Source organism: Pseudomonas sp. GCEP-101 (assembly GCF_025133575.1).
Lineage (GTDB): Bacteria > Pseudomonadota > Gammaproteobacteria > Pseudomonadales > Pseudomonadaceae > Pseudomonas > Pseudomonas nitroreducens_B.
Genome location: NZ_CP104011.1, coordinates 271,337 through 285,986, shown reverse-complemented (window position 1 = coordinate 285,986; position 14,650 = coordinate 271,337). Strand labels below are relative to the sequence as shown.

Below are 14,650 nucleotides of genomic sequence, written 5' to 3'. Positions count from 1 at the left end.
GCGAGCTTGCTCGCGAACCTTCAGCGGCTTAGCGGCCGCCCATGATCCCGATATAGTCCTGGGTCCAGCGGCTGTACGGGACGAACTTGCCGCCCTCGGCCACCGGGGTCTTCCAGAACGCGATCTTGTCGAACTGGTTGTAGCCGTTGGTGGCGCAGCCTTCGTCGCCGAGCAGGGCGCTGGCCTTGCAGCCGGCGGGTGCTGCCGGTACCGAGCCGAACCAGGCGGCCACGTCGCCCTGGACCTTGGGCTCCAGCGACCAGTTCAGCCACTTGTAGGCGCAGCTCGGATGCTGGGCTTCGGCGTGCAGCATGGTGGTGTCGGCCCAGCCGGTGACGCCTTCTTTCGGGAACACCGTGGCGATCGGCTGACCTTCGGCCTTCAGGGCGTTGGCCTGGTACGGCCAGGCGCTGGATGCGGCGACGCCTTCGTTCTTGAAGTCGCTCATCTGCACGGTGGTGTCGTGCCAGTAGCGGTGGATCAGGTCATGCTGCTTGCGCAGCAGTTCGACCACGGCCGCGTACTGCTTCTCGTCGAGCTGGTACGGGTCGGTGATGCCCAGTTCCGGCTGGGTGGCCTTCAGGTACAGCGCGGCGTCGGCGACGTAGATCGGGCCGTCGTAGGCCTGCACGCGGCCCTTGTTCGACTTGCCGTCGGGCAGGTTCTGGGCTTCGAAGACGACCTTCCAGCTGTCCGGCGCGGTGGGGAAGACCTTGGTGTTGTACATCAGCAGGTTCGGGCCCCACTGGTACGGCGCGCCGTAGGTCTTGCCGTTGACCACGTACCAGGCGGCGTCCTTCAGGCGCGGGTCGATGTTCTTCCAGTTGGGGATCAACGACGGGTCGATCGGCTGCACGCGCTTGCCGTAGATCAGGCGCAGGGAGGCGTCGCCCGAAGCGGTGACCAGGTCGTAGCCGCCCTTGGCCATCAGGCTGACCATCTCGTCGGAGGTGGCGGCGGTCTTCACGTTGACCTGGCAGCCGGTGTCCTTCTCGAACTGGGTCACCCAGTCGTAGTTCTTGTCGGACTGGCCGCGCTCGATGTAGCCGGGCCAGGCGATGATGTCCAGGCGGCCTTCGCCCTTGCCGACTTCCTTCAGGGCCTCGGCGGCCTGGACGCCGGCGCTGGCCAGCAGGGCGGTGGTGATGGCACTGAGCAGTGCGGTCTTGCGCATCGGGTGTCTCCCTCTCGTTGTTGTCTCTATTGGTGGGGCAGGGTCAATCGAGCAACAGCCCTTCAGGACGTGAGAAAACTACTGCGGGCTGCGCGCGCCAGGCTGCGTTGAAGCCACTCCGGGAAATGCTCATTTATGGGCATAAACTCCGCTTTCCCGGAGCGACTTCGCCTTGCCTGACCGTCGCTCGCTACGTTTTCACACGCCCTGATGCAGGGCTTCTTCTTATGTGCCGGCGGGTGACCCCGCCGGATGGTTCAATCCAGTTGCTGGCCGTGGCGCGCCATGATGTGGCGCACCACGCTGTAGTCCTGCAGCGAGTCGCTGGACAGGTCCTTGCCGTAGCCCGAGCGCTTGAGCCCGCCATGGGGCATCTCGCTGGCGAGCATGAAATGGGTGTTGATCCAGGTGCAGCCGTACTGCAGGCGGTTGGCGATCTGGAAGGCCTTGTCCAGGTTCTGCGTCCACACCGAGGAGGCCAGGCCGTATTCGGAGTCATTGGCCCAATCCACCGCCTGTTCCAGCTGGTCGAAGCGGGTCACGGTAACCACCGGGCCGAACACCTCGCGCTGGACGATCTCGTCCTGCTGCTTGCAGCCGGCCAGCAGGGTCGGCTGGTAATAGAAGCCGGGGCCCGAATGCACGGCGGCGCCGGTGACGCGCTCGATGTGCGGCTGGCCGAGGGCGCGCTCGACGAAGCTGGCCACGCGGTCACGCTGGCGGGCGCTGATCAGCGGACTGATCTCATTGTCGGCGTCGCGCTTGCGGGCGAAGCGGATGCTGGCCACAGCATCGCCCAGTTCGGCGACGAGGCGGTCATGGATGCCGGCCTGCGCGTAGATGCGGCAGGCGGCGGTGCAGTCCTGGCCGGCGTTGTAGTAACCGTGCGTGCGCACGCCCTGGACCACGGCCTCGAGGTCGGCGTCGTTGCAGACGATCACCGGCGCCTTGCCGCCCAGTTCCAGGTGGGTGCGCTTCAAGGTGCGCGCGGCGGCCTGGAGAATCTTCTGCCCGGTGACGATGTCGCCGGTCAGGGACACCATGCGTACCTTCGGGTGGCTGACCAGATGGCTGCCGACGCCTTCGCCGCCGCCGCAGACGATGTTGATCACGCCGGCGGGCAGGATTTCCGCCAGCGCCGGGGCCAGCGCCAGGATGCTCAGCGGCGTGTGCTCGGACGGCTTGAACACCAGGGTGTTGCCGGCGGCCAGGGCAGGGGCGATCTTCCACGCGGCCATCATCAGCGGGTAGTTCCACGGCGCAATCGAGGCGACCACGCCCACCGGGTCGCGGCGCACCATGCTGGTGTGGCCGGGCACGTATTCGCCGGCGAGCTGGCCCTGCTGGCAGCGCACGGCGCCGGCGAAGAAACGGAACACGTCGGCGGTGGCCGGGATGTCGTCCTGGCGGGCCAGGTGCAACGGCTTGCCGCAGTTCAGCGATTCCAGCTGGGCGAGGTCATTGGCGCGCTTGTCGATGGCGTCGGCGATGGCGAGCAGGGCGGTGGCGCGCTGGGCGGGCGTGGTGCGGGCCCAGGCGGGGAAGGCGCGGTGCGCGGCAGCGATGGCCTGCTCGACCTGATCCAGGGAGCCGTCGGCGATGCTGATGAGGGTTTCGCCCGTGGTCGGGTTGATGATCGGCTCGGCGATGCCTTCGCCGGCGACCAGTTGGCCGTCGATCAGCAAGGCGGTATGCAGGGTTGCGCCGGTCATCTTGGAAGCTCGTCGTTTATCTGTCTTGTTTTCAGTGGCCATGTGCGTGCTCCGGTGGGGCGGTCCCGGAGCTGGCCCTTGCATGAGGGCAGAGACTAGAGTCCGGGCGTGGGGTCGACAAATTCTAATTACTGAAAGTGGCATTCGATTAAATCGAATGGCGGGCTCTGCTGCACCGAACCCGTAAGGCGCATAACGCGGCAGCGTTATCCGCCATCGGCGCCGCTCCGAGTATTGCCGGCGGATAACCGCAAACGGTTATGCGTCCTACGATGACTCGGAGTCGTTGGGATCTCCTCAGATCGACAGCTTCTTCGCGTTGGGCTGCTCGCGGGCCACGGTGAGGAACGGGTCTACCAGCGGCGGCCGCGCGGTGCCGCGGCGCCAGGCCAGCCCCACGTCCAAGGGCTCGGAGAGGTCGACCAGCGGCCGCGCCTCGATGATGTCGCCCTCCAGCGACCAGGGGCGGTAGGTCATGTCCGGCTGGATCGACAAGCCCAGGCCCGCCGCCACCAGGCTTCGCACCGCCTCCACCGACGCCGTGCGCAGCGTCACCTGCGGCACCAGCCCCGCGCGGGACCAGATGCGCTGGGTGTGCAGGCCCATTTCGTCGGCGTTCAGCTGGATCAACGGCTCGCCGGCCACATCCGCCAGGGCGATGCTGTCGCGCTCCAGCAAGGGGTGCTGCGCCGGCAGCCAGAGGCGGTGGGGCGAATGGGTCAGCACTTCGGTCTGCAGGGCGTGGCGGTCTTCCAGGTTGGAGAGGATCAGCACGCCGACGTCGATCTCGCCGCTCACCAGCAGGTGCTCGATGTACGGGCGCTCGTCCTCCACCACGCGGGTCTGCACGTTGGGGTAGGCGCGCTGGAAACGGTTGATCAGGTCCGCCAGGTAGTAGCCCGCCACCAGGCTGGTCACGCCGATGGTCAGGCTGCCGGCCACCTGGTCGGTGCTCTGCTGCAGGCTGCGCTTGGCGTTCTCCACCGTGGCCAGGATCAGGTGCGCCTGGCGCAGGAACTGGTGGCCCTGGTGGGTCAGGGTCATGCCCTTGGCGTGGCGGTCGAACAGGCGCACGCCGATCTCCTCCTCCAGCTGCTGGATGGCGAGGGTCAGGGTGGACTGGGAAATGAACACCGCCTGGGCGGCAGCGGAGATCGAGCCGGTCTCGGCGACGGCGATGAAATGGCGTATCTGGCGGAGCGTCATCATGGGCGGTGGACCGCTTGCGAAGTCGGTGGAGCGCTCGGAGCCGCTGTCTAGAGCGGGCAGGGCGCTTTTCATTATTGATTATCGAAAATCTATAGGAGCATTCTTTTAAATCGAATGAAAGCGGCCTGTTTGCCCTGCGGACACGCCGACACGAGCCCGCAATATCCGGAAGCACACTGTTGCTGCGTCTGGCGGGCGCGTCGGGCTAGAGTCGGAATCCACCTTTTTCGATAGACAGTGGAGATCGCCATGAACACGCGCGGCCTGCTCGACCAACTCCTCAGATCCGGCCAGGACCTCCTGCAGAACAAGGGCGTTGCCCGGCAGGAGAGCGGCCAGCAATCCAGTAAAAGTGCCGGCCTGGACCTGGGCAGCCTGCTCTCCGGCGCCGGTGGCGGCGCCCTCGCGGCGGGCGCGCTGGGCCTGCTGCTGGGCAGCAAGAAGGCGCGCAAGATGGGCGGCAAGGTCGTCACCTACGGCGGTCTCGCGGCGCTTGGCGTGCTCGCCTACAAGGCCTACGGCAACTGGCAGCAGAAGCAGGCCAGCGCCCCGCGCGGCGAGCCGCAGACCGTCGACCGGCTGCCCCCGGCGCAGGCCGAGCAGCACAGCCACGCCATCCTCCGTGCCATCGTCGCAGCCGCCAAGGCCGACGGCCATATCGATGATCGCGAACGCCAGCTGATCGACGGCGAAATCGCCAAGCTCACCGGCGACCTCGAATTGCAGGGCTGGCTCGACCGCGAGCTGGCCAAGCCGCTGGACCCGGCCGACGTCGCCCGCGCCGCCACCAGCGCGGAAATGGCCGCCGAGATGTACCTGGCCAGCCTGTTGATGGTCGACGAGACCAGCTACATGGAGCGCGCCTACCTTGACGAGCTGGCCCGCCAGCTGAGCCTCGACGCTGGTCTCAAGGTCGAACTGGAAGCCCAGGCGCAGAAGGCCCTGGACGCGGTCCCCGCCTGACCTCGCGGCGGTCGTCGCACGCCGTTCGCCCGGCCCGGCGAACGGCGCTGGCGCATCGGTGTGGCGGGGCTATCGTTGCCCAACGCACACCGGTGTTAGCGAGGGACATCTGATGAACACGGCGGACCTACTGGAACAACTGCTGCGCGCCGGGCAGGGCGCCCAGACGCAACAGGGCGGCGGTGCAGGAGGCCTGGGTGGTCTCGGTGGATTGCTGGGCGGCTTGCTCGGCGGAGCCTCCGGCGGCGCCAGCGGTGGCCTGGGCGACGTACTGGGCAGCATGCTCGGCGGCGGCTCCAGCCGGGGCGGCGCGCCCCAGGGACGCAGCGGCGGCGTCAACTACGCGATGCTGGCCTCGCTGGGGATGATGGCCTTCCAGGCCTACCAGAACTGGCAACGCCAGCAGAACGCCAATCCCTCGCAGCAGCCGTCGCTGACCACCGTGGATCAGCTCTCCGGCCCGGACGCCGAAGCCCACAGCCATGGGATCCTGCGTGCCATGATCGCCGCCGCCAAGGCCGACGGTCGTATCGATGAGAAGGAAAAGACCGCCATCCAGGGGGAAATCGCCCGCCACACCGACGAACCGGAGCTGCAGGACTGGCTCGACGCCGAGGTGCGCAAGCCGCTGGACGCCGCGGAGGTCGCCGAGTCCGCCCAGGGCGATCCGGCGGTGGCCGCCGAGATGTACCTGGTCAGTGTGATGCTGGTGGACGACCAGCAGGGGGCGGAGCGCACCTACCTGGACGAACTCGCCTATCATCTCGGCCTTGCCCCGGAACTCCAGGCCCACCTGGAACAGCAGGCCAAGGCCGGCGGCGAAGTAGCTTGATACAACTCAGCGCGGGGCCTTAGGAGCATTCGTACAATCTGACGGTCAGAGCGCTCGGACGAACGCACCCGTGCGGGGCGTTCGTTGTTCATTTCTGCAAGGAGGCTTCATGCCGTTCGTACGTTTCATCGTCCCCACCGCGCTGCTGCTCAGCGCCACCGCCACCCTGGCCAACGCCGCCAAACTGGAAGACGTCGCGCCCTATCCCAAGGCCGAAGACGGCTTCGTGCGCCAGGTCATCCATCTGCCCCAGCAGGCGCAGGAAGAGAACTTCAAGGTCGAGATCCTCGCCGGCAAGACGCTGACCGTCGACTGCAACCGTCAGCGCCTGGGCGGCACCCTGGAAGAGAAGACCCTGGAAGGCTGGGGCTACTCCTACTACCGCCTGGACAAGGTCAGCGGCCCGGCCAGCACCCTGATGGCCTGCCCCGATGGCAAGACCCGCCAGGACTTCGTCCCGGTGGTCGGCGAGGGCTTCGTGCTGCGCTACAACAGCAAGCTGCCGATCGTGATCTATGCGCCGAAGGATGTCGAAGTCCGCTACCGCCTCTGGTCGGCCTCGGACAAGGTCGAACACGCTCGCGCCGAATAACCTGCCCTCCCTGTAGGAGCGGGCCATGCCCGCGATCCGTCGGCAAGGCCGACGCTGGGCGGGTTCGCGAGCAAGCTCGCTCCTACAGGGATGGCGCCGCAACCACTACCGGTGCGCGGTCGTCGGGGTTCGCGCCATGGTGCGCCCAGATCGCCCGATACAGGGCTTCCAGATCGACGGTGAAGCGCGCCGTGTCGAACAGCGGCGATGTCATGCGCCCCGCGCCCAGCCGCCGGCGCAGCGCATGGCGTTTAGCATCGTCCAGCGCCAGCGCCTTCAGCCGCTCGAAATAGTCCTGCGCATCGGTCGCCACCAGTTCGTCGAAGCCGTGTGCCCTGAGCAGGCTGCCCGCCACGCGGCTGGTAAAGGTCTCGCCCAACCGGGTCAGCAGTGGCACGCCCACCCATAGCGCATCGCTGGCGGTGGTGTGCGAGGTGCAGGGGAAACTGTCCAGCGCCAGGTCGGCCAGGGCCAGCCGCGCCAGGTGCTCGTCCTGCTTCAGGCGCGGGGCGAACACCAGCCGCGCGGCATCGACGCCGCGCGCCACGGCCTCTCGCCGCAGGTTGTCGCAGGCTTCCTGCGCCTCGGGCTGCAGCAGCCAGAGCACGCTGCCCGGCACCTCGCGCAGCAGGCGGCACCAGAGGTCGAACTCGCTCGGGTTGAGCTTGAGCAACTGGTTGAAGCTGCAGAACACCACGCCCTTCTCCGGCAGCCCCGCTTCGGCGCGACTGACGCTTGCCTCCAGCGGGCGGTCGCGGTCGTTGGGCTGGTAGCTGTGCGGCATCCACGCCAGCGTCTCGCTGAAGTGCCCGGCATGTTCGGCGGGCGTCACCGTCGGGTCGCCGATCAGGTAATCGGCCAGCCGCGGGTGGCCGAGGCTGCCCGGGTAGCCCAGCCAGTTGACGATCACCGGCGCCGGGCGCAGGGCGGTGATGCCCTGGCGGGCGCCGGTGGTGTAGCCCTTGAGGTCCACCAGGATGTGCACGCGCTGCTCGGCGATCAGCTGCGCCGCCGCCTCGTCGGACAGCTCGCGCAGGTCGTGACGCGGCAGGCCGGTGGCGGCCAGGCGGCGGGTGAAGTAGTCCTCGCGGGACGGGCTGTAGTCGAACAGGTGAACCTCCACCTTGGCCCGGTCGTGGGCCTCCAGCACGCCCATCATCAGGTGCAGCGTGGCGTGGGCGTAGAAGTCGCTGGACAGGTAGCCGATGCGCAAACGCTCGCCCGCTGCCGGCTCGCCGGCCAGGGGCGGCGCGGCCAGGGCGCGGGGCCAGTTGGCCTCGGCGTAGCGCCGGCCTGCGTCGCGGTGTTGTTCGGGCGAGAGGCCGGGCAGGTTGATCAGCCCCCACGGGGTGATGTCGGGTTGCGCGGGCGTCCCCAGTTGGTTCAGCAGTGCTGCGTCGACATCGGCCAGTTGCGACCAGCGACCCAGTGTGCGCAGGATGAATTGCAGGTCGCTCCAGCGGCGCGCCTTGGCGAACCAGTGGGCGGCTTCGGCGTGGCGCTTCTGGGCTTCCAGTACCCTGGCCAGCTCCCGTTGCAGGCCGGTGTGGTCCGGCTGCTGTGCCAGTGCCTGTTCGAGCAACGGCAGCGCGGCCTGACTGTTGCCCACCTCGCGCAGCAGGACGCCGAGGTTCATGTAGGCGAACAGGTAGCCGGGGTTGCTGGCGATGGCCTGGCGGCAGAGCGTTTCCGCTTCCGCGAAACGGCGACCGTCGATGAGAATGGTCGCCAGGTTGTTGGCAGCCTGCGCGTTGCCCGGTTGCAGGCGCAGGCAGTGGCGCAGGGCAGCCTCCTCCGCGGCACGATCGCCCAGCGCCTGCTCGGCCACTGACAGGTTCAGGTAGAAGGTTGCGTCCTTGCGGATGCCCAAGGCTCGCTGAATCAACTCCCGCCCTTGGCCGGCCTTGCCTTGGCGGATGCACGCGACACCGCACAGGTGCAGCACGTCGGCATTGCGGGGCGTTATCCGCAGGGCTTGTCGCGCCAGGGCTTCGCCGCGCGCCGCATCGCCCCCTTGAAGCGCCGCGAGGATGGAGGGCAGAGACTTGGCGGGCGATGGCTGGCGCATGGGGGCTCCGAAGGTGGCGGCAAGGTTTCCGGCGCGGGGCTTGCGGGGCTGTCAGGCGGACGTGACGGGTTGGGACAGATCGATGAGGCCGCGTTGGCCGGCCACGGACTGTGCGTGCATGGCGCGATACAGCTGCTCCAGCTGCGCGGCGAATCGCTGCGGCTGGTAGAGAATCGAGGTGCTCAGCTTTTCACTCAGCCGTTGGCGTATCGCACTGCGCCTTGGTGCGTCGTGGGCCAGTGCGATGGCGAGCTGCACGTAGTCCGCGCGGCTGGCGGCGCAGAGTTCCGGCATCTCCAGCGCATGCAGCAGGCTGCCCGCCATGCGGCTGACGAAGGTCTCGCCCAGGTAGGTGACCAGCGGAACGCCGGCGCGCAGGGTGTCGCTCGCGGTGGCGCCGGAGTTGTAGGGGTGGGTGTCCAGCGCGATGTCGGCCAGGGCCAGGCGTGCGCGATGCTCGGCCAGCGGCTTGCGTTCGGCGAAGACGACCCGCTCCGGCGCAATGCCGCGTTTCTGCGTTTCCTTCAACAGGTTGTTGCGGATCAGTTCCGATGAACCGGGCGCCAGCCAGAGCACACCATTGGGCACCTCGCGGAGGATGTCGCACCAGTCGTCCCACAGCTGCGGCGTCATCTTGAATACCTGGTTGAAACTGCAGAACACGATGGCGCCCTCCGGCAGCCGCTCCTCGGCAGGTGCGGGCGGCGGTGCCAGCGGTGTCAGCGGGCAGTTGGGCTGGAAGCATTGCGGCATCAGCGCCAGCGCCTCGCTGAATTGTCCGGCGTGCGCAACCGGCGTGGCGATGGCGTCGCCGATGAGGTAGTCGGCCAGGCGCGGCTCACCCAGCGTGCCGATGTAGCCGATCCACGAGGCGATCACCGGTGCCGGACGCAGGGCGCAGATGCCGGGACGGGCGTGGGTGGTGTAGCCGGTCAGGTCGACGAGGATGTCGATCTGGTCGTCGCGGATGAGCTGCGCCGCCTCCAGGTCATCCATGCGGCTGATGACGGTGAAGCGGTCGGCGGCCTGCATCAGCTGGCGCCGCTCCTCGTCTTCCACCTCCGGCCCATAGGCATAGAGAAACGCCTCGCAGCGTTGGCGATCATGGGCGGCAATGACCTGCGTGACCAGATGGGCCACGGGGTGGTTGCGGAAGTCGGCGGAGAGATAGCCGATCCGCAGCGGGCCGTCCTGTGCGGTGGCGACGCGGGGTACCAAGGGCTCGGCAGCCAACTGTGCGGCCCAGCGCGTGCGGCCGAATTCGCCCGCCAGCTGGCGTTGCAGGGCGGCGTCGATTTCCGGCCAGGCGAGCAGGCTCAGGGGTTGGAATTCGGAGGAGGTGCGTGACGGCAGGGCCGCGAGGAAGTCCTCGATCGACGGCCCCTGGGTAGCGTCCCAATCGGCCAGCGTTCGGCGCAGGCTGATGGTGCGCCCAAGCAGCTGGATGTTGCCCGGTTGCAGGGCGAGGGCCTGGCGCAGTCGTGCCAGGGCCTCCTCGGGCCGGCCGGTTCGTTCCAGGATGTCCGCGAGGTTGAGGATGGCCTGGAGGAACGAGTGGTCATGCGCGATGGCCGCGCGGAAGTTTTCTTCCGCACCGACCTTGTCGCCCTGGATCGCATCGAGTGCGTGCCCCAGGTTGTTGTAGGCGTTGGCGTAGTTCGGCTTGGCCGCAATGGCGCGCCGGTAGCACTCCAGCGCTTCGAGCCGACGCTCGGGCCTGAAGCTGTTCTTGAGGATATTGCCCAGGTTGTTCCAGGCCTGTGCTGCCCGGGGATTCAGCGCCACCGCTCGGCGGTAGGCGTCCTCGGCCTCCGGCAGACGATGCATGGCTGCCAGCGTCAGCCCCAGGTTGGTATAGGCATCGAAGCTATTGCCGGCCGTAGCCGCTGCCCTCAGGTAGCGCTCCGACTCCGCCAGATCGTTGTTCAGGTAGCAGATCACCCCCGCATAGAGCAGCCCGCCCGGATGCTTCGGCGCCAGCTTCAGCAGCTTCGTACGGCACAGCTCCAGCGCCTGCGCGTACTGGTTGCTCTGATACAGCGCCGTCACCTGGGCAAACGTGGCCTGGACGAGAGTGCCCTGACGCTGATGAATCGGTCGCGCGGGCGGGGTTCGGGAGGATCGCTTCATGTCGAAATATCTAAGTGCTGCCGGGGCAAGAAGAGGCATTTTGTCAGAGGGGGGCAGAGATACTTCTGGTGTGGATGTAGGAGTGTTCTTGTCTTGGTCCGTGGCTCAGGCTTCACTTCTGGGCCAAAGGAAATCGGCCTGGTTTGTCCGTCATTTCCGAAACCGCTCAGGAGCTTTCCCAACTCCTGTCCTGACTCTGGAGAGCCCGCGGGGCGGCGTGGCACGGTGCCGCCTTTCGGGTTGTAGGAGGCGCGGACATGGCGGCCGATTGGTTGGATTTACTGTTTACCGGGCTGGCAGGCTTATCGGCCTTCGTGACGATCGCGGCTGCCCTGATCAAGGCGGTGGTGTACCTGTGGCGGACGCCGGAGGTGCGGCCGGGGGCGTTTTCCCGCGGGCGGCTAAAGGCGCTGGCGCAGATGCGCGACGACGCACGGACCACCGGCGAGCTGGCGACCTACCTGGACAGCGAACTGGCGCTGGAGAAGTTTCGTACCGCCTCGGGCATCAGCGCCAACCCGCAGCAGATGGTGGCGCTGATGCGCCTGTTCCGCCTGGGGCTGTGGGAACGCAAGGAGGTGCGCAGCGTGGCGAGGTACCTGAAGGTGTCGCCGATCTGGCCGTGCCCACGCATAGAGATCGGCAGGCCGGAGGAGATCGAGGCCATCTGTGCCCTGGTCATCAGCGTCGCCTTGCCGTTGAGTGGGGCGTTGGTGTGGGCGGCGCTGATCGTCAAGTTGCCGTTCTACGGCTTCCTGCTCGGGGCGCTGGCGTTCCTGTTCTCCGTCGTGCTGGCGGGCTGGGTCGGCAAGGCCTGGGGCGATCTGCGCAGCGCCAAGCGCATCAAGGCTTACCTGGACGATCACCCGCACATCCTGCAGTCGGCCGGACAGGCGGCCAGCCAGGTGAAAGCGGCGGCGTGAGGCGGCTTGCTTACTGGATGGAGGAAACGCCCCGCTTGATGCGGGGCGTTTTGTTTTGTGCTCGTTTGGGGGAGGTGTGGGACGGAGCAACTGTATTTGTCTGAACGTCCGTGCCTGGGGCTAACCCTCTCCCTGAAGGGAGAGGGGACTGGATCGGGTAGGGGCTGAAATAGCGGCATCAGCCGGCACGCGCGGCTCCCTCTCCCTTCGGAGCGGGGCGCGTAGCCAGGGCGGGGGAGAAGGAAGGCCTCGGTACGATATTTCACGTACAAGTGGACTTCGTCCGTAATCGCGCGCATGGCGCGCTCCTACAGGGGAGCTGGGACGCCCCGGCAAAATGCCCCGCAGCCTGGGCCCAGGGCGCGCGCGTCAGTTCGCCACCGCCTCCTCGCGGCTGTGGCGCTGGCCGTCCGGGCTGACCGAGCGTACCTGCACCGTGCCCGCCACCGTCGGCTTCGCGTTCAGGTCATAGCGCTGCCAGTGCTGGCCGGCATCGGTGGTGTATTCGATGCCCTGGCCCGGCAGGGCGCTGTTGGCCTCCAACGTGCCGGCCTTCACCTTCGCGCCCGGTACCGGCAGGCGGTAGCCGATGCCGGCCTTGTCCAGCTTGGCCAGTTCGCGCTGGCCCAGGAGGTTGGCGAAGCGCAGCCAGTCCGCCTGCAAGGCCTGGGTGTCCACCCAATGGGTCTGGCCACCGCTGTACTCGCGCCCGGCCTGGTAGCTCTGCTCCCAACCGGCGCGGTGCCAGGCGCGCTCGGCGACGCTGAGCAGGCGCGGATAGAGCTTGTACTCCATCATCGCGTCGGTGCGTGTGGTTTCGCTCCACAGCTGGGCGGACAGGCCGTACGCGCCCGGCCAGGGCTTGTCGCCCTTGGCGGTGAACGGGTTGCCGTCGCGGTCCACGGAGGTTTCGGCGTTCTGCGGCAGGTTGTCCGGAGCGAAGCTGAAGACCTTGCGTTCGTCGCTGTAGCGGGTGCCCCAGTAGTAGCCGTTTTCCTGCGGGTTCACTTCGCTGGGGAAGTCCAGGTAGACGTAGTCGGGGTTGGAGATGATCACCTCGTAGCCCTTGTTCGCCCAGTCGCTGGCGGTGTTGAAACCGCCCCAGTAGAGGGTGTCCCAGAAGTTCACGGCGACGCGTCGGGTGGCGAAGGCCTGGGCGTTCTTCGCGTCTTTCAGGCCGTCCTGCCAGGCCTGCATGCCGTCGATGCCGTGGCGCTTGACCAGTTGGCTGACCTCGATGGCGAAGTGGCTGGGCAGGTGCCCGAGGTCCGCGACCTCACCCTTGGCGATCAGCGCCTGGCAGGCCTGGGACCTGGCCCAGGGCTTGTCCTCGCGGCTCTGGTCGATGATGCCCTTGCCCGCCTCGAGCGTGCCGTTCTGGTCCTGATAGCCCGGGCCGAGGCGGATGTTCTTCGCCTCGTCGCCGCCGAAGTGCCAGGTGCGCAGCGGCTGGCCGGCCTCGGCGTGCATGCGGGCGACTTCGCCGATGACCTTGTCGACGAAGCGTCGGGAAGACTCCAGGCAGGGGTTGAGGTAGCTGCGGCGGTCGTAGAACTGCACCGAGGTGGTGTTGGAGGTGTCGGTCGGGTCGAGCAGGCGGAATTCGTTGGCGCCTTGCTCGTCGCCGGCCTTGAGCAACCGCTCGTGGCGCGCCTCCATGGAGATGATCGCAGCGCGGGTGTGGGCCGGCATGTCGATTTCCGGGATCACCTCGATCTGCCGGGCCTTGGCGTACCGGAGGAGGTCGATGTACTCGGCGCGGGTCAGGTAGCCGCTGCCGTTGTTGTCGGCGTTGGGCCCGGAGCCCAGTTGCGGCAGCAGGCAGGTCTTCTCGGTGAGGTCGTGGCAGCGCTTGGCGCCGACGTCGGTCAGTTCCGGCAGGCCGGGAATCTCCAGGCGCCAGCCCTCGTCGTCGGTGAGGTGGAAGTGAAATTTGTTCAGCTTGTAGGCCGCCATCTGGTCGAGCAGTCGCTCGATGGCGGCCTTGCTGTGGAAGTTGCGCCCGACGTCCAGGTGGATGCCGCGATAGGCGAAGCGCGGAGCGTCCTGCGCCTCCAGCGTGGCGATCCTTGCGCTGCCGTCGGCAGGCAGTAGCGAGAGGATCGATTGCAGGCCATAGAACACGCCGGCCTGGTCGTAACCGCGGACCTGCGCGCCCTTGGCGCCGATGAACAGCTGGTAGGCGCCGCTCACCGCCTGCGGGCCCTTGAAGCTGGCGGCGGCGACGGCGGTGCGGATCGGGTAGCCGCTGGCGGACGGCTTCACGCCCAGCAGGGCGAAGCGTTGCTGCACCGCCTCGGCGCTGTCCGCATCGAGTGCGCCGAGCTCAAGGTTCACGCCGGCGCTGAGGTCGACGTCCCGGGCGAGAATCTTCACCTGCCGCGGGGTCGGCACGATCTGCCCGCGCAGTGCGCTTGCCGGCAGCACGGCCAGGTCGGCGTTCTTCTCGAAACGGCTGTTGGGCAGCATCAGCACGTTGTGGTCGTTCGCCGTGCGCTTGAACAGGTCACCGCTGAACGGCGTGACGAAGCGGCGCAGGTCTTCGGTGTCGGTGCTGGCGATGACTCTGGGCTGGGCATCCGCCGCGGTGGCATACCAGCGCGGCATGATGTCGCTTTCGAACAGCTGCCAGTATTCACCGATCAGGGGAATCTCCACGGGCTGGCCGGCCTTGAAACCGGTGAATTTTTCCGTGGGTTCGATCTTGTGCAGGTCGCCGGTGATGAACGTCACCTTGAACTGGTCGTTCAGGGTTTTCAGCACCTGGCGCGGGTTGTGGAAATAGATCGCCCAGTCCTTGTCGGTGATCGCGCTGGCGCTGGTCAGGCTGATGCTCCACCGGTTGCACGAGGCCCAGTCGGCGCCCAGCGCCGCGCAATCGACGCCGTGGTCGGCGGCGTGGTTGTCCTTCACCGTGACCTGGACCTTCAGGCGGCTCAGTTGGTCGACGGTGCTCTGCTGCGCCTGGCTGGCACCGGCGAACGCCAGCATGCCCAGCGTGACGGCGACGGCCAGGGTGGTTCGGTTCAAGCGGATCATCAGCTGTT

Annotated in this window: 10 protein-coding genes; 4 read left to right on the top strand and 6 right to left on the bottom strand. The window is 67.4% G+C overall.

What is annotated here, in order from left to right; genetic code table 11:
• Window positions 1-28: 28 nt before the first annotated feature.
• The 3 genes from ydcS to N0B71_RS01265 form a co-directional block, all read right to left on the bottom strand.
• Entirely contained in the window at window positions 29-1,174 is a 1,146-nt protein-coding gene (gene ydcS, locus N0B71_RS01275; protein WP_259756733.1) for a putative ABC transporter substrate-binding protein YdcS, read from the bottom strand.
• 257 nt (window positions 1,175-1,431) lie between these two features.
• Window positions 1,432-2,886 carry a gamma-aminobutyraldehyde dehydrogenase gene (locus tag N0B71_RS01270; RefSeq protein WP_442964643.1) on the bottom strand — a complete coding sequence of 485 codons (1,455 nt, stop codon included), beginning with the start codon at window positions 2,884-2,886 and terminating at the stop codon, window positions 1,432-1,434.
• A 297-nt stretch (window positions 2,887-3,183) separates the two neighbouring features.
• Window positions 3,184-4,095 (bottom strand): LysR family transcriptional regulator, encoded by a 912-nt coding sequence (locus tag N0B71_RS01265; protein WP_259756729.1) that lies wholly within the window; start codon window positions 4,093-4,095, stop codon window positions 3,184-3,186.
• Window positions 4,096-4,344: 249 nt separating this feature from the next.
• Between N0B71_RS01265 and N0B71_RS01260 the strand changes: the two genes are divergently transcribed.
• From N0B71_RS01260 to eco, 3 genes are all read left to right on the top strand, one after another.
• Window positions 4,345-5,058 (top strand): tellurite resistance TerB family protein, encoded by a 714-nt coding sequence (locus N0B71_RS01260; RefSeq protein WP_259756728.1) that lies wholly within the window; start codon window positions 4,345-4,347, stop codon window positions 5,056-5,058.
• Window positions 5,059-5,170: 112 nt separating this feature from the next.
• Window positions 5,171-5,890, top strand: coding sequence for a tellurite resistance TerB family protein (locus N0B71_RS01255; protein ID WP_259756727.1), 720 nt, complete (start codon window positions 5,171-5,173; stop codon window positions 5,888-5,890).
• A gap of 109 nt (window positions 5,891-5,999) precedes the next feature.
• Window positions 6,000-6,482, top strand: a complete 483-nt coding sequence (gene eco, locus N0B71_RS01250; protein WP_259756725.1) for a serine protease inhibitor ecotin — start codon at window positions 6,000-6,002, stop codon at window positions 6,480-6,482.
• A gap of 82 nt (window positions 6,483-6,564) precedes the next feature.
• Here the strand turns inward: eco and N0B71_RS01245 are convergent, their stop codons facing one another.
• Both N0B71_RS01245 and N0B71_RS01240 read right to left on the bottom strand, forming a co-directional pair.
• Window positions 6,565-8,550 carry an O-linked N-acetylglucosamine transferase, SPINDLY family protein gene (locus tag N0B71_RS01245; protein ID WP_259756723.1) on the bottom strand — a complete coding sequence of 662 codons (1,986 nt, stop codon included), beginning with the start codon at window positions 8,548-8,550 and terminating at the stop codon, window positions 6,565-6,567.
• A gap of 51 nt (window positions 8,551-8,601) precedes the next feature.
• Window positions 8,602-10,680, bottom strand: coding sequence for an O-linked N-acetylglucosamine transferase, SPINDLY family protein (locus N0B71_RS01240; RefSeq protein ID WP_259756721.1), 2,079 nt, complete (start codon window positions 10,678-10,680; stop codon window positions 8,602-8,604).
• A 257-nt stretch (window positions 10,681-10,937) separates the two neighbouring features.
• Between N0B71_RS01240 and N0B71_RS01235 the strand changes: the two genes are divergently transcribed.
• Window positions 10,938-11,603 carry a hypothetical protein gene (locus N0B71_RS01235; protein ID WP_259756719.1) on the top strand — a complete coding sequence of 222 codons (666 nt, stop codon included), beginning with the start codon at window positions 10,938-10,940 and terminating at the stop codon, window positions 11,601-11,603.
• 369 nt (window positions 11,604-11,972) lie between these two features.
• On the opposite strand, the gene N0B71_RS01230 is transcribed toward N0B71_RS01235, so the two are convergent.
• The gene (locus N0B71_RS01230) at window positions 11,973-14,642 is read right to left on the bottom strand and encodes a family 20 glycosylhydrolase (RefSeq protein ID WP_259756717.1); all 2,670 of its coding nucleotides are present in this window, start codon (window positions 14,640-14,642) and stop codon (window positions 11,973-11,975) included.
• Window positions 14,643-14,650 lie beyond the last annotated feature (8 nt).

Bases quoted from the DNA above. Each gene is read 5' to 3' on its own strand.
- ydcS (WP_259756733.1), bottom strand. From the start codon at position 1,174: ATGCGCAAGACCGCACTGCTCAGTGCCATCACCACCGCCCTGCTGGCC.
- N0B71_RS01270 (WP_442964643.1), bottom strand. From the start codon at position 2,886: ATGACCGGCGCAACCCTGCATACCGCCTTGCTGATCGACGGCCAACTG.
- N0B71_RS01265 (WP_259756729.1), bottom strand. From the start codon at position 4,095: ATGATGACGCTCCGCCAGATACGCCATTTCATCGCCGTCGCCGAGACC.
- N0B71_RS01260 (WP_259756728.1), top strand. From the start codon at position 4,345: ATGAACACGCGCGGCCTGCTCGACCAACTCCTCAGATCCGGCCAGGAC.
- N0B71_RS01255 (WP_259756727.1), top strand. From the start codon at position 5,171: ATGAACACGGCGGACCTACTGGAACAACTGCTGCGCGCCGGGCAGGGC.
- eco (WP_259756725.1), top strand. From the start codon at position 6,000: ATGCCGTTCGTACGTTTCATCGTCCCCACCGCGCTGCTGCTCAGCGCC.
- N0B71_RS01245 (WP_259756723.1), bottom strand. From the start codon at position 8,550: ATGCGCCAGCCATCGCCCGCCAAGTCTCTGCCCTCCATCCTCGCGGCG.
- N0B71_RS01240 (WP_259756721.1), bottom strand. From the start codon at position 10,680: ATGAAGCGATCCTCCCGAACCCCGCCCGCGCGACCGATTCATCAGCGT.
- N0B71_RS01235 (WP_259756719.1), top strand. From the start codon at position 10,938: ATGGCGGCCGATTGGTTGGATTTACTGTTTACCGGGCTGGCAGGCTTA.
- N0B71_RS01230 (WP_259756717.1), bottom strand. From the start codon at position 14,642: ATGATCCGCTTGAACCGAACCACCCTGGCCGTCGCCGTCACGCTGGGC.